This window comes from Pseudomonas sp. TMW22080 (assembly GCF_022496745.1).
In the GTDB taxonomy this organism is placed as follows: domain Bacteria; phylum Pseudomonadota; class Gammaproteobacteria; order Pseudomonadales; family Pseudomonadaceae; genus Aquipseudomonas; species Aquipseudomonas bubulae.
This window is the reverse complement of the sequence record NZ_SCFF01000001.1, coordinates 1,236,799-1,262,844: the sequence shown is the minus strand read 5'-3', so window position 1 is coordinate 1,262,844 and position 26,046 is coordinate 1,236,799. Positions and strand designations below refer to the sequence as shown.

Sequence of the window (26,046 nt, the reverse complement as noted above, 5' to 3'; positions counted from 1 at the left end):
AGACCATCGGGAAGGCCCCGGCTGGCAAGGGGTTTGGCGCATTTTGACGGGTATATGAACGCCCTCTTGTCATCGAACAGTCATATGTTCTGCCTAGGCTGACAGGTTCAGGGAGTGACCGTTTGACGGCCATGTTTGCCCACTTTTGGTGCTGGACTAGTCCAGCCAGGTAACGTTGATGCGAGAAGGTGCACCCAAGGCGGTAACAGCGATAAGTCGCACGCTGCAAGAGCAGATTGAGCACGGTCTACTGGCGGGAGGCAGTCAGCTGCCGGCCGAGCGCAAACTCAGCGAGTTATTCGCCACCACCCGCGTCACCGTGCGCGAAGCGTTGTTACAGCTTGAATCCCTGGGGCTGGTGTATCGGGAGGAGCGGCGCGGCTGGTTTATTTCGCCGCCGCGTCTGGCGTACAACCTGATGCAGCGCAGCCACTTTCATGCCATGGTCACGGCCCAGGGGCGAGTGCCAACCACCGAGGTGATATCGGCGCGCCTGCTGCCGGCCACGGCTGCGGTGTGTGAGCGCTTGCAGTTGCCGGCGTTATCCAGCGTGATCCAGATCTGCCGGGGCCGGCGGATTGACGGGCGGCTGGTGCTGTATGTGGAGCACTACCTGAATCCGCAGTACTTCCCGCAGATCCTTGACCTTGATCTGACGCAGTCGATTACTGAGCTGTATGCCCGGCATTACGATTTGCATTACGGCCGGGTGCGTTTTGAGATTGTGCCTACGGCGCTGCCGGTAGAGGCTGCAGCGACGCTCAAGGTATCAACCGGCAGCCCGGGTTTGCGCATTGCGCGGGTCAATTACGACCAGCACGAACGGCTGATCGACTGTGATCTGGAGTATTGGCGACATGATGCGATTCATGTCGGGGTGGATGTGCAGGAGCGTTGAACAAACCTGCTTTTGTGGGAGCGAGCCTGCTCGCGATGCATACTGCGCGGTCTGTCAGGAGAACCTGGCCGATATCATCGCGAGCAGGCTCGCTCCCACAAGTTTTTGGCTCAATCCTTTTGCAGGATACCGCTGCCCGCCGTCACCACTTGCACGCTCAAGCGCGGGGTGGCGAGGTCAAGCCCGGCTTCGTCCAGATGACGTTTGAGCGACAGGTTGAACGCCCGCGACACTTCCCATTGCTTGATCGGTGCCGTCTTGAAGCGGGCACGTAAAATGGCGCTGCCGGATTCGAAGCTCTCGACCCCCTGAATCTCCAGTGGAGACCAGATATTGCGCCGCTGCAGCGGGTCGGTACGCATCTTTTGCCCGACTTCGCGCATCAGCTTGATGGCGTCGTCGATTTCCATGTTGTAGGGGATGGCGACGCGGAAGATGGCGTAGCCAAATTCCCGGGAGTAGTTCTTGATGCTTTTGATTTCACTGAACGGGATGGTATGCACGATGCCGTCAATATCGCGCAGGCGCACGGTACGAATGGTCAGCCCTTCAACCGTGCCCAGATGCCCGCCGACATCGACGTAGTCGTCGATGGCCAGGGAATCTTCGATGATGATAAACAGGCCCGTGATCAGGTCGGCAACCAGTGACTGAGCACCAAAACCGATGGCCAGACCGATTACGCCGGCACCCGCAAGCAGGGGGGTGACGTTCATGCCCATATTGGCCAGGGCGACGATCAGCGCAATGATGAAGATCGCGGCAAACAGGATGTTGCGAATCAGCGGCATCATGGTTTGCGCGCGGGCATTGGCCAGGCCCTTGCGCGAGCGGGTCAGGGCATGGTGGATGGCGGTGTCGGCGAGAATCCAGATCAGCCAGGCAAACAGCAGCGTACCGCCAAGGCCGAACAGCTTGACGCTGATCTCGTGACCCTCACCCTCGGTAAAGCCGATCAGCGACATACCCCACACCCGCAGCCCCAGCTCGATAAACACCAGCCACACAATCAGGTGGGCCAGGGTGTAGACGAAACTTTTCAGGCGCTCGGAATACAGCGCATGGCGCTTGTGGCCACGTTGCGGCTTTTGCGCATGACGGCGCACCAGCCCGTTGATCACCATGCACAACACCACCAGCACGGTACAGATCAGCGACTGGCGCAGCGCGGTGCTGGTGTCGCCTGCCGAAATAAACGTGGCGGCCAGCGAGATGCCCACCAGAATCAGCGCCGCGACATACCAGTAAGTGCCGAGGATCTCGATGCTGTCGCTCAGGGCGCGACGGGTCAGGCGGCGCGACAGGGGTTGATTGCGGATCAAGTGGGCGATAGGGCGGCGGAAACGGATGATAAACAGGCCGGTGGACAGCGCCGCCATCACATTGGCAAAGGTCGCCGCGGTATGCGCCAGGTGAACCCCGAGGGTGGCCACCAGCCGCGGATCGCTCAGTGCTTCGCCAAAGGCTGCGAAGCTGCCGATCCACCACAGCGGGCGAAATGCCTGGTGCCGCAGGATATGCAGGGCGCGGTGCCGGTGGGGGCCATCGAGCAGCGAGAAAAGGATCACGCAGATGGCCGAGAAACAGGTGCCAATAACCAGCGCGTACGCCAGCACCATTGCCAGGTCCTTGCCCAGCGAAGACGGCAGGGAGTAACTCATGTACACCGTGATCATCAGCGCGACCATCCACGGCCCCAGCTTGCGCAAGGCAAAGCGCAGCATGTCGACGGCCTTGGGGTGTTGCGGCAATTCCTCGCTCAGGCCAAATCGCAATCGCACCCGGTGGCTGACCCAGATCAGCAGGGCGGCCAGCAGGCTCCAGATCATGATGACCAGGGCAAAGCCAAAAATGATCGGCAGCCATTCATTGGCTGGCAGCATCAATGCAGAAAGTTCTTCCTTGGCCTGGGAGATTTCCTTGGTCCAGCGATAGGTTGGACTGTCATCGCCGGAAAACTGCTTTTCGAGATCAGCCAGGGTGCTGCCGATCAACCCCAGAACGCCTATCTCGGCTTCGGGCTGGGCTTTTTTGGTGGCATCGCGAAGTTTTTTCAGGTCGGCCAACAGCTTGCTGCGCTGCTGATCGTTTTCGAGGTTCTTGATCACCTCGTCCAGCGATTGGCCCAGTGGCTCGGTAGGTTGTGCCTGGGTTTTGTCCGAACTGCCCAGCATGCCCGGCAAACCGACGGCCTGCGCAGAGGTCATGGGCAAGAGCGTCAGCAGGCAAACCAGCAGGAAACAGGGCAGGGCGACAAGACGGGAAAACACTGGGCGATCAACCTCGAGGGGGAGCGAATTGGCCGAGTGTACGCTAGGCCCCGTGATCATTCATTTCTTGTCACATAAATAAATGATCGCGGGCCCGGGGCGGGAAAATGTCGGGGCTACTCATTCAGTTTGGCGAGGATTTTGAAGATGATGGTGCCGAATATCAGCAGCATGCCAGCCCAGATCATCAGCACGCCGATGCCACTACTGCGTTCGCGAAAGTTGAAGCCAATGGTCAGCAGCAGCATGCCGCAGATAATTGGAATCATCATGGAGTGGAAGGCAGTGGTTTCAAACATGGTGAGAGGGACCTGTGCAAGTGAGTGCCCCAAGTCTAGGTCGGTTTGCGCAGATGTGTGGTGATGTGTATCAAAAATGAATCAGCCAGACGCAGAACCTTGAAGCCGCTGCCGCAGTCTGCGACGGGTTGCGCAGCGACCCTGCTTTATCGAAGGTCCTGCGGCCCTTATCGCAGCCTGCGGCAGCGGCTTCAAGGAATATGCCTTACGGCAACTGGTTGCTGGCGTAGAACGCGCTCAGCACTTTGACCAGGTGAGCCAGGTCATGGCTGCCGGCCAGTTCGCGGATCGAGTGCATGGCGAAGGTCGGCAGGCCGATATCCACGGTGCGCACGCCCAGGTGGCTGGCAGTGATCGGGCCAATGGTCGAACCGCAACCCATGTCGCTGCGCACCACAAAACTTTGCACCGGGACTTCCACGGCCATGCACAGGTGGCGGAAGAATCCGGCGGTTTCGCTGTTGGTGGCGTAGCGCTGGTTGCTGTTGACCTTGATCACCGGCCCGGCATTGAGCTTGGGCCCGTGATTGGCATCGTGCTTGTCAGCATAGTTGGGGTGAACGCCGTGGGCGTTGTCTGCCGAGACCAGCAGAGATTTCTGGATCGTGCGTACGTACTCGTCGCCCTCAGGCAACAGGCGTTGCAGGATTTGCTCCAGCATCGGGCCATCGGCGCCGCAGGCCGAGCACGAGCCGACTTCTTCGTGGTCGTTGGCCACGAACAGACAGGTTTCTTCGGTCTCGGTGGTGAGCAGGGCTTGCAGGCCTGCGTAGCAGGACAGCAGGTTATCCAGGCGCGCACCGGCGATAAAGTCGCCGTTGAGGCCGATCACCGCAGCGCTTTGGGTGTCGTAGAAACTCAGCTCGTAGTCCAGCACCACGTCGGCATTGAGGCCGTGCTCGCGGGCCAACTGGTCGGTGAGCAACGCGCGGAAGTCAACGCGCTCATCACCGGCCACCTGGGCCAGGATCGGCGGCAGTTCGGTCTGCGGGTTGATCGCCCAACCTTCGTTGGCAGTACGGTTGAGGTGGATCGCCAGGTTGGGGATCGTCGCAATCGGCGCCTTGAAATCGATCAGCTGGCTTTCGACCTGGCCATCGCGGCGGAAAGTGACGCGCCCGGCCAGGGACAGGTCACGGTCGAACCAGGGCGCGAGCAATGCACCGCCGTAGACCTCGACGCCCAATTGCCAGAAGCCCTGGCGTTGCAGTTCGGGTTGTGGCTTGACCCGCAGGCAGGGGCTGTCTGTGTGGGCGCCAACCATGCGGATACCGCCGTGCAGGGGTGAATGGCGACCCAGCTTGAAGGCGACGATGGAAGAGTCATTACGGGTGACGTAATAGCGGCCATTGGCTTCGGTGAACCAGGTTTCGCGCTCGTCGAGGCGCTGGTAGCCGGCGGCCTCAAGGCGCTGAACAAGACTGGCAGTGGCATGAAAGGGGGTAGGGGAGGCCTTGAGGAAGTCGATCAGGCCTTGGTTCAACTCTTCGCGCATAAGTTACTCCAGACAGCAAGGCCGCGAGTTTAGCGCATTGATCGCAAGATTTGGCTCTCTAATGCAGCTCTTGTGGGAGCGGGCTTGCTCGCGATGGCATCAGTGCGATGTTCCTGCAAAACCGCGTCGCCTGTATCGCGAGCAAGCCCGCTCCCACAAGGGGTGGTAGGTATTTAGAACGGTGCCGGGCACTCAAAGCGCAGGCGTTCACCGGTTTGCGGGTGGGTGAAGCTCAGCATGCTCGCGTGCAGGCACAAACGCGGCCATGCGGCCAGGGCTTGCGGGTGCGCATACAGGCCATCACCGAGCAGCGGGTGGCCGATTGACAGCATGTGCACGCGCAACTGGTGCGAACGGCCGGTAATCGGTGTCAGCTCAACGCGGCAGTAATCGCCACACCGCTCCAGGATCTTCCAGAAGGTCAGTGCGTTTTTACCGAATTCATGGTCAACCACGTGCCGGGGTTTGGTCGGCGGGTCGTAGCGCAGGGGCAGATCGATGCTGCCGCTGTCCAGCTCGGGCTGGCCCCAGGCTAGTGCGGTGTAGGCCTTTTCGGTTTCGCGGTCGTGAAACTGGCGGGAAAGCTCACGGTGAGTGTCAGCGTCCCGCGCCAGCAAAATAATACCGGACGTTTCCCAATCCAGACGGTGGACAATGCGCGCCTCGGGGTAGCCGTTTTCTTGCAGGCGGGTAATCAAACAGTCCTTGTTGTCATCGGCCCGGCCCGGCACCGAAAGCAGCAAGGTCGGCTTGTTGACCACCAGAACGCCAGCGTCCTCATGGATAATGTGAATATTGGACAACGGCATTAAAACAGCCTCTTGAAAAACGCCAACGGCGACAAAGGAGCCTCCCCTGCAGGGAAGGCACCGAGGTCGCCGTGGTGCCCGCCGGATCGATTAACGATCTGGCAGTGTGATGTTGAGTTCCAGAATCGAGCAGCTACCTTCGTTTTCAAGGGCGATCTGTACCGAATCGTCGCCGATGTTGACGTATTTGCGGATCACCTCGACCAGCTCTTTTTGCAGGGCAGGCAGGTAGTCCGGGGTGCTGCGTTGGCCACGCTCGTGCGCCACGATGATCTGTAGACGCTCTTTCGCCACCGACGCGGTTGTTGGCGTTTTGCGGGTACGAAAGAAGTCAAAAATGTTCATTGTTTAGTTGCCTCCAAACAGGCGCTCGAAGAATCCCTTCTTCTGTACATCAAGGAACCGGTGCTCCACGGTTTTGCCCAGCAGGCGATCAACGGCATCGCTGTAGGCCTGACCGGCGTCGCTTTGATCGTCAAGGATCACTGGCACGCCCTGGTTGGATGCCTTGAGAACAGCCTGGGACTCCGGGATCACGCCCAGCAGGGCCACGGCCAGAATCTCTTTGACGTCTTCAACGCCGAGCATTTCGCCTTTGGAAACGCGATCAGGGTTGTAGCGGGTCAGCAGCAGGTGCTCCTTGATCGGATCCTGGCCCAGTTCGGCGCGGCGCGACTTGCTGGCCAGCAGGCCCAGCATGCGGTCCGAGTCACGTACCGAGGACACTTCCGGGTTGGTCACGACTACCGCTTCGTCAGCGAAGTACATGGCCAGGTGGGCACCGGTTTCGATACCGGCCGGGGAGTCGCAGACCACGTATTCGAAGGTTTCCTTAAGCTCCATAAGAACTTTTTCGACGCCTTCCTTGGTCAGCGCGTCCTTGTCACGGGTCTGGCTGGCGGCCAGCACGTAGAGGTTTTCCAGGCGCTTGTCTTTGATCAGCGCCTGCTGCAGGTTGGCTTCACCGTTGACCACGTTGACGAAGTCATACACCACGCGGCGCTCGCAACCCATGATCAGGTCGAGGTTACGCAAACCGACGTCAAAGTCGACGATCACTGTTTTGTGGCCGCGCAGAGCGAGGCCGGTACCGATAGCGGCGCTGGTGGTGGTCTTACCCACACCACCCTTGCCGGATGTAACCACTAGAATCTTGGCCAAGGTGTTTCACCCCTAAGGAAAAAGGACTTTTTAGCCCCTGAATAACATCTCTATGAACGACTGCAGGTGAACAGCCTTGGCGGGTCATTGTTCAAGTCGCGTTTACGCTGTGTAAACGCTGCCTGATTGCTTGTCCCTACAAGGAAAAGTCTGTTTTCACTACGATTTTGAGATGCTTGGAAAATGGCGAGAGTATCCGTTAAAGCCGGGTGATGTTCAACATGTCACTTGACAGACTGATCTGAACACCTGTTCCCCACAGAGGATCCCGACGCAGGTCTTCGGATACCTTGTACTTGCCCGCAATTGACACTAGCTCGGCGCTCAGCTGCTGGCAAAAAATCCGTGCCTTGGTGTTGCCCTTGTGCCCGGCCAGTGCGCGGCCCCGCATAGGCCCGTACACATGGATGTTGCCATCGGCCATAAGTTCCGCACCGGGGCTGACTGAAGCGATCACCACCAGGTCACAGCCTTCGGCATACACCGTCTGGCCGCCGCGTACCGGGCTGGTGATGATCCTGGTCGGCTTGATCGCCGGCTCTGGCGGTTTTTCCGGTTTTTTTGCCTCGACCACCACTTCAACCGGATCAATCGGCCGCTCACGGGCGCCGGAGGGTGGCAGTACAGGCAGGTCGATGGCAATGGCAGCAGCGATGTCCTCGATGCGGTTGGCGCGAATGGCCAGGGTGCGCAGGCCATGTTGGCGGCAGACGCGCATCAGCCCCGGCAAATCGATGGCGCCTTCACTGGCGGGCAGCTTGTCCAGCGCCAGTACCAGCGGGGTATTGCTGAAAAAATTCGGGGCCTGGGCCACTTTGGCGGCCAGTTGGCGGTCCAGGGCTTCAAGGTTGTTGTGCGCAAGTTCCAGCACCGTGATGGCGAGCATACTGCCCTTAAGCTGGAACACGGGGGCTTGGTCTAGCGATTCGGTTTGGCTCATGGTTGCTTAACGCGACTTGTCACTTAAAGTGCTGAGACTTATAACGAGAACGCCGGCAGGCCGCAAGCCGGGTCTAACGATGTAGAATGGCCGACCCTTGTGTCTGTCCGGAATCATTAATGGATCGCCCGCGTTTTCGTGCCGCTTTTTTTCATCCGCGTTTCTGGCTGCTATGGCTGGGTCTCGGCGTGCTGTGGCTGGTCGTGCAACTGCCTTATAAAGTACAACTGTGTATCGGCCGTGGTCTCGGCGCCCTGATGTATCGGGTGGCCGGTGATCGCCGACGTATTGCCACGCGCAACCTTGAATTGTGTTTCCCTGAAAAGACCCGCGCCGAGCGCAAGCAGTTGCTCAAGGACAACTTCGCCTCGACCGGTATCGCCTTCTTTGAAATGGCCATGAGCTGGTGGTGGTCAAAACCGCGTCTGGCCAGGCTGGCCCATGTCGAGGGGCTGGAGCACCTCAAGCAGGCTCAGCTTGAAGGCAAGGGGGTAATCCTGATGGCATTTCACTTTACCACCCTGGAAATCGGCGCTGCCTTGCTGGGTCAGCAACACACCATCGACGGCATGTACCGCGAACATAAAAACCCGCTGTTCGACTTTATCCAGCGTCGTGGCCGTGAGCGGCACAATGTAGATTCGCTGGCTGTCGAACGTGATGACGTGCGCGGCATGCTCAAGCTGCTGCGCTCAGGGCGGGCGATCTGGTATGCGCCCGACCAGGACTACGGCGCCAAGCAGAGCATCTTTGTGCCTTTGTTCGGTATCCAGGCGGCCACTGTTACCGCCACCAGCAAGTTCGCCAAACTGGGCAAAGCGCAGGTTGTGCCCTTTACTCAACAAAGACTGGCCGACGGCAGTGGTTACAAGCTGGTCATTCATCCGCCACTGAGGGATTTCCCCGGAGAAAGCGATGAGGCTGATTGCCTGCGAATCAATCAATGGGTTGAGCGGGCGGTGCGTGAATGCCCCGAGCAGTATCTGTGGGCCCATCGCCGCTTCAAGACCCGCCCGCCCGGCGAGCCGAAACTGTACGACAAACGCGGCTGAGGCGGCCGCACTGGCGTGACTGCGGTTGCGCCGGTGACGGGCCTGATACTGTCTGGTGGTGGTGCGCGGGCGGCCTATCAAGTCGGCGTGCTGGCGGCGATTGCCGAGTTGCTGCCTGCCGGTGCCATCAACCCGTTCCCGGTGATTGTCGGGACGTCAGCGGGCGCGATCAATGCGGTCAGCCTGGCTAGCGGGGCGATGGATTTCACCCGCGCGGTCGAGCACCTGACCCTGTTCTGGCAGGGCTTTGAAAGCAGGCGCGTGCTACGCAGCGACTGGTCGGGGGTTTTGCACCAGGCCACGCGTTTTTTTGCTCACAGTCTGCTCGGGCTAGGCTCGCATGTGCCGGTGGCGCTGCTCGACAGTTCGCCCTTGCGCGATCTGCTCCAGGACCGGATCAACTTCCCCGGTGTTGAACAGGCGATTGCCGGGCATCACCTACGGGCTGTCGCGGTTACTGCATTTGGCTATTCTTCCAGTCAGGCGGTGACCTTTTATCAAGGCAAGGGCACCATCAATGGCTGGTTGCGCCATCGGCGCATCGGCATGCCCACCGCTTTGACGGTTGAACATCTGCTGGCCAGTTCGGCCATCCCTCTTCTGTTTGCTCCGGTCAAAATCGGCGAAGAGTATTTTGGCGATGGCGCAGTGCGGCAGTCGGCGCCAATCAGTCCGGCGCTGCATCTGGGAGCCAACCGGGTGCTGGTGGTGGGGGTGAGCGGCAACCCGCGCGGGCCGGACCTTCAGGCCGGCCAGTCGCACTACTACAACGCTCAACAACCGACGCTGGCGCAAATTGGCGGGCATATGCTCAACAGTACGTTTATCGACAGCCTGGAAAGCGATATCGAGCTGCTTGAGCGGCTCAATCACTTCAGTCGCCTGCTGCCCAGGCAATCCGACAACCTCGGTTTGTCCCCCGTGGAGGTGCTGGTGATTGCGCCGAGCCAGCCTATAGACGAAATCGCGGCCCGCCATCGGCATGAGCTGCCGGCCGCGCTGCGGATGTTCCTGCGTGGCCCCGGTGCGACCAAAACCAGTGGTGCAGGGGTGCTCAGCTACCTGCTGTTCGAGGCGGGTTATTGTCGGGAGTTGATCGAGTTGGGGCGACGCGATGCGATGGCCAAGCGCGATGCGCTGTGCCAGTTTTTGCGGGTTTGAACTACTCGCTTTTGTAGCCGCTGCCGCAGGCTGCGATAAGGGCCGCCGGCCCTTCCTCGGGGTCGCTGCGCAACCCATCGCAATCTGTTGCAGCGGCTACAGGTTTACTCGGCAATCTGCAATTTGCGCGCTTCAGTGTAGATGTAACGCAGCTTGTCGTATTCGAATGGCGAGTCGAACTGACCATAACGGAAGCTGGTGGTATAGCGTTTGTCGACAGCGCCCAGCACCCAGATCTCGGGATGGCGAGTGCTCTCGTGCGGCACGTTCAGGAAGTTGATCTCCTGGTTGACGCCATAGTCGACCACCAGGCCCGTGGTGTCGCGCAGGTTCGACGGGCCAAGGATCGGCAGCATCAGGTATGCACCGCCGGGTACGCCATAAAAGCCCAGGGTCTGGCCGAAGTCTTCACTTTGACGGGGCAGGCCCATGGCTGTGGCCGGATCCCACAGCCCGCCGATGCCGATGGTCGTATTCAGCAACAAGCGCCCTGTGGTTTCCATCGAGCGATGGCCCTTGAGCTGCAGCAGGCTGTTGAACAGGTTGGGGACATCCCCCAGGTTGTTGAAGAAGTTGCTCACACCCGTGCGCAAAAAACTGGGCGTGACATAGCGATAGCCATTGACCACCGGGAGGAACACCCACTGGTCGAAGCGGTAGTTGAAATGGTAGATCCTGCGGTTGATCGGCTCCAGCGGGTCATAGATGCTCAGAGCGTTCATGGTGGCGCGCTCGAACTCACGCTGATCCAGGCCCGGATTGAACTTCAACAGTTTCAACGGCTGGGTAAACCCGTCGACATCGGGGGTCAGTTCCGTGTGAGCTTTGCTGTTGTCGGCTTGGGCGAAGCCGGCGCCGAGCAGGGCGGCGAGAAGCAATAATTGTTTAGCCACGGAAGAACTCCAGCATATCGTCAGCGTTGACTCGGTAATTGATGTTGCCGCAATGGCCGCCATAGGGGTAAACCGTCAGGCGATTACCGAAGGTTTTACGCAGGAATCCGAGGTCGCCAGGGCCCAGGATGATGTCGTCGGCGTTATGCATGACGGCAATCTTCGGGCTGTTTTTCAGGTAGTCCTGCAGGGCGTACAGGCTGACCTGATCGATCAACTGCAGCAGGCTGCCGCCATCGGTCTTGGCGCGCCACATGGGGATCACCTGCTCGGTCAGGTAGCAGTCAAAGTCACACTGCAGCGAACGCTTGAGGAAAGGTGTCAGGCTGGTGCCCTCGGTGATCGGGTAGTTCGGCGGGGTGATCAGGCCACGGCGGTTGATCAGGTCCGAGGTGAACACGATATCGGCTGACGAGAAACGAAACACCGTGCCGATCAGCATGGCCATTTGCTCGTTGGTCAGGCGCTCCTTGGAGTTTTGCAGGTCATACACCAGTGCCGCATTGAGGTCGACCCGGCCTTTATCCTGGAAGTAGCGGGTCAGCTTGCCCAGCACCAGTTCATAGAACGTGGTGGAGTTGTTGATGCCTTTGACCTCGGTCTGCACCAGCTTGTCGAGGTTGCTGATGGAGGTAAAGAGATTGACCGGCGGGTTGAGCATCAACACTTTTTTGAAGTTGAAGCTTTTGCGTGTTTCATCCAGGTGGCTGACAAAGGCAGCATCCAGCGCACCCAGGCTATAACCCGCGAGGTAGTAGTCGGTAACGGGCAATTTGGCCTGTTGGGCGCGTACAGCCTGCATCACATGATACAAATCCTCGGCGTCGTACTGGCTGATGCCGGGTGTGGCCAGGCGCGAGGCCGAACTCATGAAGTCATAGCTGGTGGGCGATGACAGCTGAACGACGTGATAGCCTTCCTGATAGAAGAGCTTTTTAAGGTATTCGTTGAGGCTGCTGTCGTAGGCAGCACCGGTGCCGGCAATCAGGAACATCAAGGGCGCCGGGTGATCCTGTTTGGCCATGCGGTAAGTGAGCTTTTTCACCGCCCAGAAATTGGCCGGCAGTATGTGCTCACGTTCAGGGCGCAGGTTGAGGGTGTAGTCCGACTGGTTGATATCATCTTCGTCGGGCAGCAGCGGGCGCATTTGCGGCGGAGTGGTGGCAATCGTAGCTTCAAACGGATTGGTTATCGGGTAGCCATACGTTGCGGGGTCGACATCGACCGCCTGCGCGGACGCACTCAAGATAAGGCCGCCCAGTAAGGCAGCGAAGGGCAGAGAACGGAGCATGGAGGCTATCCCTAAATAAGATGCGCAAAAGTTTCGCAGGCTATGACCACAGGGCTCGTACTGAAGTGCCATTCAATGGCACTAAATAATTCCCCAAACAGTCCCGAACAGGCAAAAAGTCACTCAAGATACACGCTGAATGACTTTAGTTAACAGATATCTGATTGCAAGGCTTGTATAGCTGTAGATGGGGATTAAGCTGGGCGCCGTTTTTGCCTATCGGAGTTTGTTATGCGACCTCGTTTGCCGTGGATCTTGCTGCTTATCGCTCTGCCTGTATGGTTGCTCGCCAGTTATGGGCTGCGATACGGCTTGATGGAGGACTCGCAGTGGGTGGGGACCTGTGTGGCAGAGGCTGCGCGCTGGGAATGCCAGTTGCGGGCAAACCTGGGCTTGTTGATTCATTTCCGGGTATTGGGCTGGGTCGCGCTGGTGCTGTCGATTATTGCTTTTTGCGTGCGTGGTCGTGTCGGCTGCGCACTGGCGGTGCTGGCCCTGCTGTTCGGCCTGCCCGCACTGGCGTTGTATAACGCCAGCCTCGCAGTGTTTGCCGTGGTGATCGCCGGGTTGCGCCTGGTGCGGGCCGCGAAGTAAGAGTTTGAAACATTTGTGGGAGCGAGCCTGCTCGCGAAAGGTCTTTGAGGCCTTCGCGAGCAGGCTCGCTCCCACAGGGGGATTGCACTAGAAAGGTGTCATGCGCGCTTGCGCACACTGCGCCACAGCGCCATCACCATCAGTACGCTGACCAGCGCCCACATCCAGGCCTGTTCATTGTGCAAGCCTTCGCGGTACAGCTGCACCGGTATGCCTGCCCCGATGATCAAGGCCAGCAGGCCGAACTCACGGCGCGGGCCGCCCACCGGGCGTAGCAGATAAACCAGTGCAGGCAGGAGCAGGGCGGCACTCGGGAAACTTCGATAGCGCGGTTCAAACACCAGCCCAAGCATCATCACCGCTGCGGCAAACCCGGCGGCTGCCAGCCACCAGCCCGCACGGCGCTCCAGTGCGTTGAACAGGCGTTCTCGCCAGCCGTCTTTCTGGCCCAGGGCCAATGCACCATGGGTCAGTACGATCAGGTTCAGGCCAACCAGCAAGCCAGCCCATAGCCACTCGCCAGCAAAGCGGCTGGTGACTGACGCCAGCTCGGCCCATGCCACGATGCTGCATCCCGCCACCGCACCCAGTGCTGGCAGTGTCAGAGCGGCGCGTTTTGTACGGACCCGGCCGCCAATCAGCAGTGTGCCCACAAACAGGACGGCGCCAAAGCCCAGCCAGACCGGCCAGTGCGGCAGGTTGGATACCGGGCCGGCGAGGATACCCTTGTCCTGGCGATCGGCATCAAACAAACCCCAGTAGCCGCCTACCGCCCCCTCGCTGCCACGCTTCCAGGGTTGGTCGAAGGCTTCGATCAGGTTGTACTTCCAGCCGTTTTGTTCGGCCATAGTGACAAATCCACGAATGAATTTTGCTTCGTTTACCCGGCTTGGCTGGGCAGTTTCCCGCTGGCGACCTTCGCTCGGCCAGCCGGTCTCGCCGATCAGGATATCTTTGGGGGCGAACTTGTTGCCGAATACCTGGCGAACCTGCGCTACATGTTGTACCGCCTGGTCAATACCGGCAGGGTCATCTTCCCAGTAAGGCAGCAGGTGGATGGTCAGAAAGTCCACGGCCGGGGCAATTTCCGGGTGTTGCAGCCAGAACTCCCAAACGTCTGCATACGTCACCGGTTGCTTGACCTGGCTTTTCACCTTGTCGATCAGCCGGACCAGCTGCGGGGCAGTGACCTCCTTGCGCAGCAAGGCTTCGTTACCGACTATCACTGCGCTGACCACGTCCGGGTTGGCATTGGCTGAAGCGATCAGGGCTTGCACTTCCTGCTCCGTGGCCACGGGGTCGCGGCTGACCCAGGCGCCTGCCATCAGCTTGAGCCCGTGTTTGCGTGCCAGCTCGGGCAGAGCTTCGAGGCCCGCCTGGGAATAGGTGCGGATGCATTGAAAGCGCGTGGCCAGCAACGCCAGATCGGCATCCAGACGCTCTGCCCGTGGCACAAAAGGCTGGTCGAACGGCGACTGGTCCTTATCGAACGGCGTATAGGATGCACATTGCAGTTTATGGGTCGGTGTTGCTGCATCGGGCAATATCACCGGTTGGCCCAGGCCGTACCAGAAGCCGGCAATGGCAAATGCGCCCAGCAGGCAGGCAAGGAGATAAGGCAGCACGGGGAAGCGGACAGTCGCAGACATGGTCGGGCCGTATGGGAGCAAAGCCGCGCATCTTACCTGCAATTGAGCAGGCGCAGCGCCTGTGTATGATTTTGACATCTAATGTTTGTCAGTCAGGCCGTCCAGCGTCCGCACGCATCAATTTGGCTGTGATCGCCATGTCGCTGCTGGTTGTATGGGGGTCGTCGTCAGAGCAGGACGCTAAACAGGCGCGGTTGATTATCCGGAGCAAGTGATACGAGGCTGTAAAGCCTTGCAGGAATCTTGAAGTGGCCCGGCACTCGTCGGGCCCGGCACTGTGGGGAATCAAAGATGAAGATGCGACGAATTTTGAGCGCAGGAGCAGTCTTGGTGCTGGCGATGAGTGCGGGTCTGGCGAGCGCGCAGAACAAACCGACCCTGAATATAGGTTATGTGGATGGCTGGTCCGACAGCGTGGCCACCACCCATGTCGCAGCAGAGGTGATTAAACAGAAGCTGGGTTATGACGTGAAATTGATGCCGGTAGCCACCGGCATCATGTGGCAGGGGGTGGCCACGGGCAAACTCGATGCCATGTTGTCCGCCTGGTTGCCGGTGACCCACGGCGAATATTGGACCAAGAACAAGGACAAGGTGGTCGATTACGGGCCCAACTTCAAAGATGCAAAAATTGGCCTGATCGTGCCTGAATATGTAAAGGCACAGTCGATTGCTGACTTGAAGGGCAGCGATGAGTTTAAAAACAAAATTGTCGGTATCGATGCCGGGTCGGGTGTGATGCTTAAAACCGATGAGGCCATCAAGGATTACGACCTCAAGGGTTACAAGTTGCAGGCAAGTTCCGGGGCGGCCATGACCTCGGAGCTTGGGCGTGCCTATGCCAAGAACGAACCGATTGCCGTCACCGGCTGGGTGCCGCACTGGATGTTTGCCAAGTGGAAACTGCGTTTTCTTGACGATCCCAAAGGCGTTTATGGTGCCGCAGAAACCGTTAACAGCATCGGCAGCAAGGAGCTGAATAAAAAAGCGCCGGAAGTTGCGGCATTTCTGGAGAAGTTTTCCTGGAATTCAAAAGACGAAATTGGTGAGGTGATGCTGGCCATTCAAGAAGGTGCCAAGCCTGAAGTGGCGGCCAAAGAGTGGGTTGCCAAACACCCGGAGCGTGTTGCCCAGTGGACCGATAAATAATCGCGAAGCGTCTAGCTCGCAGTACACAAGACCGCCTGGTGTTTTCGCCAGGCGGTTTTTGCATTTTCGGGCGGGGCAATGGTTGTCATCGTCCTTGCAGACTAGGTAAACCGGGGGCTGCAGCAAATCAGAGGCTCTACTACTAAAGTCGTCTGGAATAGAATTTGCGCCGCCCTAATAGTGAAAACGTTCCATCTCATCTGTGCTGCGAGGACAAAAATAATGAACGACAGCATTTATATCTCGATTCAAAACAGCCCGCGTTTCAAGGAGCTGGTAAAAAAGAGAGAGCGTTTTGCCTGGCTTCTTTCGGCAATCATGCTCGGGTTATATGCCGCTTTTATCCTGTTAATTGCTTATGGGTCACACATCATGGGGACCAAGTTGAGTCCCGATTCGTCCATTACCTGGGGTATTCCGATTGGTGTGGGGCTGATTGTTTCGGCCTTTATCCTGACCGGTATCTATGTGCGCAGGGCCAATGGCGAGTTTGATGAGCTGAACAATGCAATTCTCAAGGAGGCTGGGCAATGATCGGGCGCTTATTGGCAACGCTGGGCGCTACAGCCCTTGCACCGGCAGTTTGGGCGGGGGAGGCCCTGACTGGAGAAGTGCAAAAACAACCGCTCAATATTTCGGCGATCATCATGTTCGTCGTCTTTGTGGGTGCGACCCTGTGCATTACTTACTGGGCATCGAAACGCAACAAGTCGGCAGCCGACTACTATGCAGCTGGCGGCAAGATTACCGGTTTCCAGAACGGTCTGGCGATTGCCGGCGACTATATGTCGGCAGCCTCCTTTCTGGGTATTTCCGCGCTGGTGTACACGTCCGGCTATGACGGCCTGATCTATTCGATCGGCTTTCTGGTGGGCTGGCCCATCATTCTGTTCCTGATTGCAGAGCGTCTGCGTAACCTGGGCAAATACACCTTTGCCGATGTGGCCTCGTACCGTTTGGGGCAAACCCAGATTCGCTCGTTGTCAGCCTGTGGTTCGCTGGTGGTGGTAGCGTTCTACCTGATTGCGCAAATGGTCGGTGCCGGCAAGCTGATCCAGTTGTTGTTTGGTCTGGATTACCACGTTGCGGTGATCCTGGTAGGTATCCTGATGTGCATGTATGTGTTGTTCGGCGGCATGCTGGCAACTACCTGGGTGCAGATCATCAAGGCGGTCATGTTGCTGTCGGGTGCCACGTTCATGGCCGTGATGGTCATGAAGCATGTGAACTTTGACTTCAACGCACTGTTCGCCGAAGCAGTGAAGATTCACCCTAAAGGTGAAGCAATCATGAGCCCGGGCGGGTTGGTCAAAGATCCTATCTCTGCATTCTCCCTCGGTTTGGCCCTGATGTTCGGTACTGCTGGCCTGCCACATATCCTGATGCGCTTCTTTACCGTGAGCGATGCCAAGGAAGCGCGCAAGAGCGTGTTCTACGCAACGGGCTTTATTGGCTACTTCTATATCCTGACCTTTATCATCGGTTTTGGCGCAATCATCCTGGTCAGTACCAACCCGGACTTCAAGGACGCGGCTGGCGCCTTGCTGGGTGGTAACAACATGGCGGCTGTGCACCTTGCGGACGCGGTTGGCGGCAGCATGTTCCTGGGCTTTATTTCGGCAGTGGCTTTCGCCACCATTCTGGCGGTTGTTGCGGGGCTGACCCTGGCGGGCGCTTCTGCGGTGTCCCATGACCTGTATGCCAGCGTGATCAAAAAGGGCAAGGCCAACGACAAGGAAGAGATTCGGGTCTCGAAGATCACCACTATTGCATTGGCGGTACTGGCAATTGGCTTGGGTATCTTGTTTGAAAGCCAGAACATCGCGTTTATGGTGGGCCTGGCGTTCTCCATTGCTGCGAGCTGCAACTTCCCGGTCTTGCTGCTATCCATGTACTGGAAAAACCTGACCACCCGTGGCGCCATGATAGGCGGCTGGATGGGGCTGGTAAGCGCGGTTGGCCTGATGATCCTGGGCCCGACCATCTGGGTGCAGATCCTGCATCATGAAAAGGCCATCTTCCCTTACGAGTACCCGGCGCTGTTCTCCATGATCATCGCGTTTGCGGGTATCTGGTTCTTCTCCATTACGGACAAGTCCAAATCGGCAGAGAAGGAGCGTGCGTTGTTCTTCCCGCAGTTTGTGCGTTCGCAGACGGGGTTGGGGGCGAGCGGTGCGGTGGATCATTAATCCCTAATAGACAGTATGTTTAATCGAATCCCCCTGTCGCAAGGCAGGGGGATTTTTTTGTGCCTATTCTCGCTGTGCAAGTGCGAAGTTCCGTAGCAGCTGCTACAAGACGCACACACAAAAAAATACGGCCTCTATAAATAGAGGCCGTATTGTCTGCAATCAGGGCACTATCGTGGGATATGCCTTACTTGCGGTCTTCCAGCTTGGTGATGTCACGCTGCTCGTAGCCGGTGTACAGCTGGCGAGGACGGCCAATCTTGTACGGGCTGGAGAGCATTTCTTTCCAGTGCGAGATCCAGCCCACTGTACGGGACAGGGCGAAGATCACGGTGAACATGCTGGTCGGAATGCCGATCGCCTTGAGGATGATCCCCGAGTAGAAGTCGACGTTCGGGTACAGCGAACGTTCGATGAAGTACGGGTCGGTCAGGGCGATCTCTTCCAGGCGCATGGCCAGTTCGAGTTGCGGATCGTTGGTGATGCCCAGTTCCTTGAGAACTTCGTCGCAGGTCTTTTTCATGACAGTGGCGCGTGGGTCACGGTTTTTGTAAACCCGGTGACCGAAGCCCATCAGCTTGAACGGATCGTTTTTGTCCTTGGCCTTGGCGATGAACTTGTCGATGTTGGACACATCGCCAATTTCGTCGAGCATGGTCAGCACGGCTTCGTTGGCGCCGCCGTGGGCAGGGCCCCACAGTGCAGCGATACCGGCAGCAATACAGGCGAACGGGTTGGCACCCGAAGAACCCGCCAGGCGCACGGTAGAGGTCGACGCATTCTGTTCGTGGTCGGCATGCAGGATAAAGATCTTGTCCATTGCCTTGGCCAGTACCGGGCTGATCGGTTTGATCTCGCACGGCGTGTTGAACATCATGTGCAGGAAGTTTTCGGCGTAGGTCAGGTCGTTACGCGGGTACATCATGGGTTGACCCATGGAGTACTTGTAAACCATCGCTGCAAGCGTCGGCATCTTGGCAACCAGGCGGATCGCGGAAATTTCGCGATGCTGCGGGTTATTGATGTCCAGGGAGTCGTGGTAGAAGGCCGAGAGGGCGCCGACTACACCGCACATGACCGCCATCGGGTGGGCGTCACGACGGAAGCCGTTGAAGAAAGTCTTCAACTGCTCGTGAACCATGGTGTGGTTCTTCACGGTGCTGACAAATTGAGCCTTCTGCTCTGCGGTCGGCAGTTCGCCGTTCAGCAGCAGGTAAGCGGTCTCAAGGTAGTCAGAGTGTTCAGCCAGCTGTTCGATCGGGTAGCCACGGTGCAGCAGGATACCGTTGTCACCATCAATATAGGTGATCTTCGACTCGCAAGATGCGGTCGACATGAAGCCAGGGTCAAATGTGAATCGGCCCGTGGCCGTCAGGCCTCGCACATCGATTACATCGGGACCCACGGTGCCAGTTAAAATGGGCAGCTCGACGGGGGCTGCGCCCTCGATGATCAACTGCGCTTTTTTGTCAGCCATGTGGCCTCCTATTTATGCTTGAAATCATCAGACAGACCCCCCACGCAGGGCCCGCACCACTATAGTGAGATAAATTCGAATGTCAATTTGCCTAAAGTCTTGCTGTACAAGGCTTTGAGAAGCGTTTTTTCGCGAATATCCCAGCCGTTTACGCCTTTTATGCCAAGAGCGCAATGCGCTATTAGGGGGTGGGTGTTTGCGTTGTCATTAGTAACCTAACTGTCTATACTCGGCAGCCGACCGCCAGAGGCTTTTGGGCCTGTTTAGATGGGGGTCGTCACTCCCGGGTGGTGGGTACCTGACCAGTGCGCATCCCAACAAACTTGCCCTGATTGTTAGGGGCTCTTCAGTGTGAAAAAAGCCGTGAATAGCCAACGACCTGTAAACCTAGACCTAAGGACCATCAAACTCCCCATCACCGGCGTTACGTCATTTCTGCACCGTGTATCGGGCATCATTCTTTTTCTCGGCCTGGGCATCATGCTTTATGCATTGAGCAAATCCCTGGGTTCCGAAGAAGGTTATGCCGAGGTGAAGGCATGCTTGACCAGTCCGCTGGCCAAATTCGTTGCGTGGGGCCTGCTCTCTGCCTTGCTGTATCACCTGGTTGCCGGTGTGCGCCACTTGATCATGGACATGGGCATCGGTGAGACGCTTGAAGGCGGCCGACTGGGCTCGAAAATCGTAATCGTCATTTCCGTGGTGATGATTGTTCTGGCGGGAGTTTGGATATGGTAACCAGCGTTACGAACCTGTCGCGTTCGGGCCTCTATGACTGGATGGCACAACGTGTGTCTGCGGTTGTTCTAGCGGCTTATTTCATCTTCCTGATCGGGTACCTCGTTGCGAACCCTGGCATTGGCTACGCCCAATGGCATGAGCTGTTCGCAAGCAACTGGATGCGTATTTTCAGCCTGCTGGCCCTTGTTGCTCTGGGCGCACACGCCTGGGTCGGCATGTGGACCATCGCGACCGACTACCTGACGCCAATGGCGCTGGGCAAGTCCGCAACAGCAGTACGTTTCCTCTTCCAGGCAGTCTGCGGCGTTGCAATGTTCGCTTACTTCGTCTGGGGTGTGCAGATTCTTTGGGGTATCTGATTCATGGCTAACACAGTTAATACACTTTCGTTCGACGCCATCATCATTGGCGGCGGCGGTGCCGGCATGCGCGCTGCTCTGCAGCTGGCTCAAGGCGGTCACAAGACTGCTGTAATCACCAAGGTTTTCCCGACTCGTTCGCACACCGTATCGGCCCAGGGTGGCATCACCTGCGCGATCGCGTCTGCAGATCCAAACGATGACTGGCGCTGGCACATGTACGATACCGTCAAGGGTTCCGACTATATCGGTGACCAGGACGCTATCGAATACATGTGTTCCGTAGGTCCGGAAGCCGTGTTCGAGCTCGAGCACATGGGTCTGCCGTTCTCCCGTACCGAACAGGGTCGTATCTACCAGCGTCCTTTCGGCGGTCAGTCCAAGGACTTCGGCAAAGGCGGCCAGGCTGCCCGTACTTGCGCTGCAGCCGACCGTACCGGTCACGCGCTGTTGCACACCCTGTACCAGGCCAACCTCAAGGCCGGCACTGTATTCCTGAACGAATACTACGGTGTCGATCTGGTTAAGAACGAGGCTGGCGATTTCGTCGGCATGATCGTTATCTGCATCGAAACCGGTGAAACCTCTTACGTTCGCGCTAACGCGACCGTACTGGCGACTGGCGGTGCAGGCCGTATCTACTCGTCCACCACCAACGCCCTGATCAACACCGGCGACGGTATTGGCATGGCGCTGCGTGCTGGCGTGCCGGTACAGGACATCGAAATGTGGCAGTTCCACCCGACCGGTATTGCCGGCGCCGGTGTACTGGTTACCGAAGGTTGCCGTGGTGAAGGTGGCTACCTGATCAACAAGCATGGCGAGCGTTTCATGGAGCGTTATGCTCCGAACGCCAAAGACCTTGCTGGTCGTGACGTTGTTGCTCGCTCGATGGTTAAGGAAATCATCGCGGGCAACGGTTGCGGTCCTGATGGCGACCACGTAATGCTGAAGCTCGATCACCTCGGTGAGGAAGTGCTGCACAGCCGTCTGCCAGGTATCTGCGAACTGTCGAAAACGTTCGCACACGTTGACCCGGTATTGGCTCCGGTTCCAGTGGTTCCGACTTGCCACTATATGATGGGCGGCGTTGCCACCAACATTCATGGTCAGGCGATCACTCAGGACGCCGACGGCAACGACCAGATCATCCCTGGCCTGTTTGCAGTAGGTGAAGTGGCTTGCGTATCCGTACACGGTGCCAACCGTCTGGGCGGCAACTCGCTGCTCGACCTGGTGGTATTCGGTCGTGCTGCCGGCCTGTTCCTTGAGCAGACCCTTAAAGAAGGCGTTGATTACGCTCGTCCACGCCAGTCCGACATCGACGCTGCCCTGGCACGTCTGGACGGCCTGAACTCGCGTACCGACGGCGAAGACGTGGCAACCCTGCGTAAAGAGCTGCAAAGCTGCATGCAGAACTACTTCGGTGTATTCCGTACCGGCGAATACATGCAGAAGGGTATTGCTCAGCTGGCTGATCTGCGCAAGCGCATCGCCAACGTGAAAATCAACGATAAGAGCCAGGCATTCAACACGGCCCGTATCGAAGCCCTTGAGCTGCAAAACCTGCTCGAAGTGGCTGAAGCGACTGCAATCGCTGCTGAAGTTCGTAAGGAATCGCGCGGTGCTCACGCCCGTGAAGACTTCGAAGATCGTGACGACGTTAACTGGCTGTGCCACACCCTGTACTTCCCGGGTGACAAGCGCGTAGCCAAGCGTGCGGTGAACTTCTCGCCGAAAACCGTTCCGACCTTCGAGCCAATGGTTCGTACTTACTAAGGGTGGCCGATATGTTGAAAGTCAGTGTTTATCGTTACAACCCTGATCAGGACGCCGCTCCGTTCATGCAGGAATTCGAGGTCAATACCAATGGTAAAGACCTGATGGTGCTGGATGTACTGGCCCTGATCAAAGAGCAGGACGAGGGTTTCTCCTATCGTCGCTCTTGCCGTGAGGGCGTTTGCGGCTCCGACGGCATGAACATCAACGGCAAGAACGGCCTGGCGTGTGTAACGCCGCTGTCCGCTGTCGTTAAAGGCAACAAGCTGATCGTTCGTCCACTGCCAGGTTTGCCGGTTATCCGTGACCTGGTCGTCGATATGAGCATCTTCTACAAGCAATACGAGAAAGTTAAGCCGTTCCTGCAGAACGACACGCCGGCTCCGGCCATCGAACGTCTGCAATCACCAGAAGAGCGTGAAAAGCTCGACGGTCTGTACGAGTGCATCCTGTGCGCTTGCTGCTCGACCTCGTGCCCGTCCTTCTGGTGGAACCCGGACAAGTTCCTGGGCCCTGCTGCACTGCTGCAAGCCTATCGTTTCCTGGCTGACAGCCGTGACACCAAGACCAGTGAGCGCCTGGCTTCGCTGGATGACCCGTTCAGCGTATTCCGCTGCCGCGGGATCATGAACTGCGTAAACGTGTGTCCGAAGGGCCTGAACCCGACTAAGGCCATCGGTCACGTGCGTAGCATGCTGCTGCAAAGCGGCGTGTGATCCAAAGCAGTACCGCAGCACCGCTGTAACCGTAGATGCTACGGCGCAGGCTTCAACCGGCGCCGTAGTTTTAACCTGAGCAACAGCTCATAAAGCTGCGGCTCTTATTTTGAAGAAATGAGACCAGCAGGGGCATCCGGGCTGGTACCCGGACTATCAGCGTGATCCTAAGTGGCTTGTTTTAGTCGCTGTATTCGGACTTTCTCAAGCATGCTCTGGTGTTCTCGTCGATGGTGTCCCCTAACCGAGGGTGACCAAGCATGCAAGAAAGCGTGATGCAGCGCATGTGGAACAGCGGCTATCTTTCAGGTGGTAACGCTGCCTATGTGGAAGAGCTCTATGAGCTCTACCTGCACGACCCTAACGCTGTGCCAGAAGAATGGCGCACCAAATTTCAGACGTTGCCTGTTGAAGGCAACTCTGCCAACGATGTTTCGCACTCCACAATCCGCGACCATTTCGTGCTGCTGGCAAAGAACCAGCGCCGCGCTCAACCGGTTTCTGCCGGGAGCGTGAGCAGTGAGCACGAGAAGAAGCAGGTTGAAGTGCTGCGATTGATCCAGGCCTATCGGATGCGCGGCCACCAGGCAGCCCAGCTTGATCCGCTGGGGCTGTGGCAGCGTCCTGCACCTGCAGACCTGTCGATCAATCATTACGGCTTGACCAATGCCGATCTTGATACGACCTTCCGTGCCGGCGACCTGTATATCGGCAAAGAGGAAGCGAGCCTACGCGAAATTCTCGAAGCGTTGCAGCAGACATATTGCCGCACCATTGGCGCAGAGTTCACGCACATCGTCGATTCCGAGCAGCGCCACTGGTTTGAACAGCGCCTCGAAAGCGTACGCGGCCGCCCGACTTACTCGGCTGAAGTCAAAAGCCATCTGCTTGAGCGCGTGACTGCTGCTGAAGGTCTGGAAAAGTACCTGGGGACCAAATACCCGGGCACCAAGCGTTTCGGCCTGGAAGGCGGCGAAAGCCTGATTCCTTTGCTGGACGAGCTGATCCAGCGTTCGGGCAACTACGGCACCAAGGAAATCGTTATCGGCATGGCCCACCGTGGTCGCCTGAACGTATTGGTGAACACCTTCGGCAAGAACCCGCGCGAGCTGTTCGACGAGTTCGAAGGCAAGAAAAAGATCGAGTTGGGTTCCGGTGACGTTAAATACCACCAGGGCTTCTCCTCCAACGTCATGACTGCCGGTGGTGAAGTTCACCTGGCAATGGCGTTTAACCCCTCCCACCTGGAAATCGTTTCTCCAGTGGTTGAAGGGTCTGTACGCGCTCGCCAGGACCGTCGTAACGACAGCACCGGCGAAAAGGTACTGCCAATTTCCATCCACGGTGATGCTGCCTTCGCAGGTCAGGGCGTGGTCATGGAAACCTTCCAGATGTCGCAGACTCGCGGCTTCAAGACTGGCGGTACGGTTCACCTGGTGATCAACAACCAGGTCGGCTTCACCATCAGCAATCCGGAAGACTCCCGTTCTACCGAGTACTGCACTGACGTCGCGAAAATGATTCAGGCGCCGATCCTCCATGTCAATGGTGATGATCCGGAAGCCGTATTGTTCGTGACTCAGCTGGCTATCGACTACCGCATGCAGTTCAAGCGTGACGTCGTGATCGACCTGTTCTGCTACCGCCGTCGCGGTCACAACGAGGCCGATGAACCAAACGGTACCCAGCCGCTGATGTATCAGCAGATCGCCAAGCAGCGCACCACCCGTGAGCTGTATGCCGAGCGCCTGACACAAGAGAAAGTGGTGGACGCAGAACGCGTTCAGGCCAAGATCGACGAATACCGCAACGCGCTGGACAACGGCCTGCATGTTGTGAAAAGTCTGGTCAAGGAACCGAACAAAGAGCTGTTCGTGGACTGGCGTCCGTATCTGGGCCACGCCTGGACTGCGCGTCACGACACCCGTTTCGATCTGAAAACCCTGCAAGAACTGTCTGCCAAGCTGCTGGAAATTCCAGAAGGCTTTGTGGTTCAGCGCCAGGTTGCGAAGATCTACGAAGATCGTCAAAAAATGCAAGCCGGCGGCCTGCCGATCAACTGGGGTTATGCCGAAACCATGGCATATGCAACCCTGCAGTTCGAAGGTCACCCGATTCGCATGACCGGTCAGGACATTGGTCGCGGTACGTTCTCGCACCGTCACGCCGTGTTGCACAACCAGAAAGATGCTGGCACCTATATTCCCCTGAAGCACCTGTTCGAAGGTCAGCCTCGCTTTGACCTGTACGACTCGCTGCTGTCCGAGGAAGCGGTCCTGGCGTTCGAATACGGCTATTCCACCACCACGCCTAACGCGCTGGTGATCTGGGAAGCCCAGTTCGGCGACTTCGCCAACGGCGCCCAGGTTGTAATCGACCAGTTCATCACCAGCGGTGAGCACAAGTGGGGCCGTCTGTGCGGTCTGACCATGCTGCTGCCACACGGTTATGAAGGTCAGGGCCCGGAGCACTCCTCTGCACGTCTTGAGCGTTACCTGCAATTGTGTGCCGAGCACAACATTCAGGTGTGCGTACCGACCACTCCGGCACAGATCTACCATCTGTTGCGCCGTCAGGTTATCCGTCCGCTGCGCAAGCCGCTGATCGTCCTGACACCGAAGTCGTTGCTGCGTCACAAACTGGCAATCTCGACCCTGGAAGATCTGGCCGAAGGTTCGTTCCAGACCGTTATTCCGGAAATCGATGCGCAGGATCCGGCGAACGTCGGTCGCATCGTGCTGTGTAGCGGCAAGGTCTACTACGACCTGTTGGAAAAACGCCGTGCCGAAGGTCGTGATGACATCGCTATCGTGCGTCTTGAGCAGCTGTACCCGTTCCCTGAGGACGACTTGATTGAAGTCCTGGCTCCGTACAAAAACGCCAAGCATATTGTCTGGTGTCAGGAAGAGCCGATGAACCAGGGTGCCTGGTACTGCAGCCAGCATCACATGCGCCGCATCATCAGCGGTCACGACAAGTCGCTCGTACTCGAGTACGCGGGCCGTGACGCTTCTGCTGCACCTGCTTGTGGTTACGCATCGATGCACGCTGAGCAACAGGCAAAACTGTTGCAAGACGCGTTCACTGTTTAACGCCTTCGCGCACTGAAACCGAATTTAAGGAA

At 57.9% G+C, this 26,046-nt stretch carries 23 protein-coding genes; 12 read left to right on the top strand and 11 right to left on the bottom strand.

Going from position 1 to position 26,046, the window contains the following annotated elements; genetic code table 11:
• Positions 1-178: 178 nt before the first annotated feature.
• The gene (locus EQV96_RS05470; RefSeq protein WP_095002129.1) at positions 179-898 is read left to right on the top strand and encodes a UTRA domain-containing protein; all 720 of its coding nucleotides are present in this window, start codon (positions 179-181) and stop codon (positions 896-898) included.
• A 110-nt stretch (positions 899-1,008) separates the two neighbouring features.
• Here the strand turns inward: EQV96_RS05470 and EQV96_RS05465 are convergent, their stop codons facing one another.
• The 7 genes from EQV96_RS05465 to minC form a co-directional block, all read right to left on the bottom strand.
• Positions 1,009-3,168 (bottom strand): mechanosensitive ion channel domain-containing protein, encoded by a 2,160-nt coding sequence (locus tag EQV96_RS05465; RefSeq protein ID WP_095002270.1) that lies wholly within the window; start codon positions 3,166-3,168, stop codon positions 1,009-1,011.
• Between the two features lie 116 nt (positions 3,169-3,284).
• Positions 3,285-3,467, bottom strand: coding sequence for a hypothetical protein (locus tag EQV96_RS05460; RefSeq protein WP_095002128.1), 183 nt, complete (start codon positions 3,465-3,467; stop codon positions 3,285-3,287).
• A gap of 205 nt (positions 3,468-3,672) precedes the next feature.
• A complete protein-coding gene (locus tag EQV96_RS05455; protein WP_095002127.1) occupies positions 3,673-4,962 on the bottom strand; it encodes a M18 family aminopeptidase in 1,290 nt (429 codons plus the stop codon).
• A 173-nt stretch (positions 4,963-5,135) separates the two neighbouring features.
• Positions 5,136-5,771 (bottom strand): RluA family pseudouridine synthase, encoded by a 636-nt coding sequence (locus EQV96_RS05450; RefSeq protein ID WP_095002126.1) that lies wholly within the window; start codon positions 5,769-5,771, stop codon positions 5,136-5,138.
• 90 nt (positions 5,772-5,861) lie between these two features.
• Entirely contained in the window at positions 5,862-6,116 is a 255-nt protein-coding gene (gene minE / locus EQV96_RS05445; RefSeq protein WP_016780154.1) for a cell division topological specificity factor MinE, read from the bottom strand.
• A gap of 3 nt (positions 6,117-6,119) precedes the next feature.
• Positions 6,120-6,932, bottom strand: a complete 813-nt coding sequence (gene minD, locus EQV96_RS05440; RefSeq protein WP_029611321.1) for a septum site-determining protein MinD — start codon at positions 6,930-6,932, stop codon at positions 6,120-6,122.
• Between the two features lie 199 nt (positions 6,933-7,131).
• Positions 7,132-7,872 (bottom strand): septum site-determining protein MinC, encoded by a 741-nt coding sequence (minC, locus tag EQV96_RS05435; protein WP_095002125.1) that lies wholly within the window; start codon positions 7,870-7,872, stop codon positions 7,132-7,134.
• Positions 7,873-7,991: 119 nt separating this feature from the next.
• Between minC and EQV96_RS05430 the strand changes: the two genes are divergently transcribed.
• Both EQV96_RS05430 and EQV96_RS05425 read left to right on the top strand, forming a co-directional pair.
• Positions 7,992-8,924: a lipid A biosynthesis lauroyl acyltransferase gene (locus EQV96_RS05430; protein WP_153327503.1), complete on the top strand. Its 933-nt coding sequence runs from the start codon at positions 7,992-7,994 to the stop codon at positions 8,922-8,924.
• Between the two features lie 15 nt (positions 8,925-8,939).
• Positions 8,940-10,085 (top strand): patatin-like phospholipase family protein, encoded by a 1,146-nt coding sequence (locus EQV96_RS05425; RefSeq protein WP_095002123.1) that lies wholly within the window; start codon positions 8,940-8,942, stop codon positions 10,083-10,085.
• Between the two features lie 104 nt (positions 10,086-10,189).
• On the opposite strand, the gene EQV96_RS05420 is transcribed toward EQV96_RS05425, so the two are convergent.
• Both EQV96_RS05420 and EQV96_RS05415 read right to left on the bottom strand, forming a co-directional pair.
• The gene (locus EQV96_RS05420) at positions 10,190-10,978 is read right to left on the bottom strand and encodes a VacJ family lipoprotein (protein ID WP_095002122.1); all 789 of its coding nucleotides are present in this window, start codon (positions 10,976-10,978) and stop codon (positions 10,190-10,192) included.
• On the bottom strand, positions 10,971-12,269 hold the full coding sequence (locus EQV96_RS05415; RefSeq protein ID WP_095002121.1) for a serine/threonine protein kinase: 1,299 nt from the start codon (positions 12,267-12,269) through the stop codon (positions 10,971-10,973). The genes EQV96_RS05420 and EQV96_RS05415 overlap by 8 nt, the downstream gene beginning before the upstream one ends.
• Positions 12,270-12,500: 231 nt before the next feature.
• Here EQV96_RS05415 and EQV96_RS05410 point away from each other — a divergent pair, with 231 nt between their 5' ends.
• Positions 12,501-12,863: a hypothetical protein gene (locus EQV96_RS05410; RefSeq protein WP_095002120.1), complete on the top strand. Its 363-nt coding sequence runs from the start codon at positions 12,501-12,503 to the stop codon at positions 12,861-12,863.
• 98 nt (positions 12,864-12,961) lie between these two features.
• Here the strand turns inward: EQV96_RS05410 and EQV96_RS05405 are convergent, their stop codons facing one another.
• Entirely contained in the window at positions 12,962-14,512 is a 1,551-nt protein-coding gene (locus tag EQV96_RS05405) for a glycosyl hydrolase family 17 protein (RefSeq protein ID WP_095019109.1), read from the bottom strand.
• A 291-nt stretch (positions 14,513-14,803) separates the two neighbouring features.
• Between EQV96_RS05405 and EQV96_RS05400 the strand changes: the two genes are divergently transcribed.
• The 3 genes from EQV96_RS05400 (at position 14,804) to EQV96_RS05390 (ending at position 17,850) form a co-directional block, all read left to right on the top strand.
• A complete protein-coding gene (locus tag EQV96_RS05400) occupies positions 14,804-15,661 on the top strand; it encodes a glycine betaine ABC transporter substrate-binding protein (protein WP_095002118.1) in 858 nt (285 codons plus the stop codon).
• A gap of 222 nt (positions 15,662-15,883) precedes the next feature.
• Complete coding sequence (locus tag EQV96_RS05395) at positions 15,884-16,195, top strand: DUF485 domain-containing protein (protein WP_095002117.1); 312 nt, start codon at positions 15,884-15,886, stop codon at positions 16,193-16,195.
• Entirely contained in the window at positions 16,192-17,850 is a 1,659-nt protein-coding gene (locus EQV96_RS05390; RefSeq protein WP_095002116.1) for a cation acetate symporter, read from the top strand. The genes EQV96_RS05395 and EQV96_RS05390 overlap by 4 nt, the downstream gene beginning before the upstream one ends.
• 187 nt (positions 17,851-18,037) lie before the next feature.
• Here the strand turns inward: EQV96_RS05390 and gltA are convergent, their stop codons facing one another.
• The gene (gene gltA, locus EQV96_RS05385) at positions 18,038-19,327 is read right to left on the bottom strand and encodes a citrate synthase (protein ID WP_095002115.1); all 1,290 of its coding nucleotides are present in this window, start codon (positions 19,325-19,327) and stop codon (positions 18,038-18,040) included.
• Between the two features lie 351 nt (positions 19,328-19,678).
• On the opposite strand from gltA, the gene sdhC reads away from it, so the two are divergent.
• The 5 genes from sdhC to EQV96_RS05360 all read left to right on the top strand — a co-directional run bounded on the left by sdhC (position 19,679) and on the right by EQV96_RS05360 (position 26,014).
• Positions 19,679-20,065 (top strand): succinate dehydrogenase, cytochrome b556 subunit, encoded by a 387-nt coding sequence (gene sdhC / locus EQV96_RS05380; RefSeq protein WP_019828563.1) that lies wholly within the window; start codon positions 19,679-19,681, stop codon positions 20,063-20,065.
• Entirely contained in the window at positions 20,059-20,427 is a 369-nt protein-coding gene (gene sdhD, locus EQV96_RS05375) for a succinate dehydrogenase, hydrophobic membrane anchor protein (protein ID WP_003446906.1), read from the top strand. Before sdhC ends, sdhD begins: the two co-directional genes overlap by 7 nt.
• Before the next feature lie 3 nt (positions 20,428-20,430).
• Entirely contained in the window at positions 20,431-22,206 is a 1,776-nt protein-coding gene (gene sdhA / locus EQV96_RS05370; protein ID WP_016780168.1) for a succinate dehydrogenase flavoprotein subunit, read from the top strand.
• Positions 22,207-22,217: 11 nt separating this feature from the next.
• Positions 22,218-22,922 carry a succinate dehydrogenase iron-sulfur subunit gene (locus EQV96_RS05365; RefSeq protein WP_016780169.1) on the top strand — a complete coding sequence of 235 codons (705 nt, stop codon included), beginning with the start codon at positions 22,218-22,220 and terminating at the stop codon, positions 22,920-22,922.
• Between the two features lie 260 nt (positions 22,923-23,182).
• Positions 23,183-26,014, top strand: coding sequence for a 2-oxoglutarate dehydrogenase E1 component (locus tag EQV96_RS05360; protein WP_020467780.1), 2,832 nt, complete (start codon positions 23,183-23,185; stop codon positions 26,012-26,014).
• Positions 26,015-26,046: the final 32 nt, after the last annotated feature.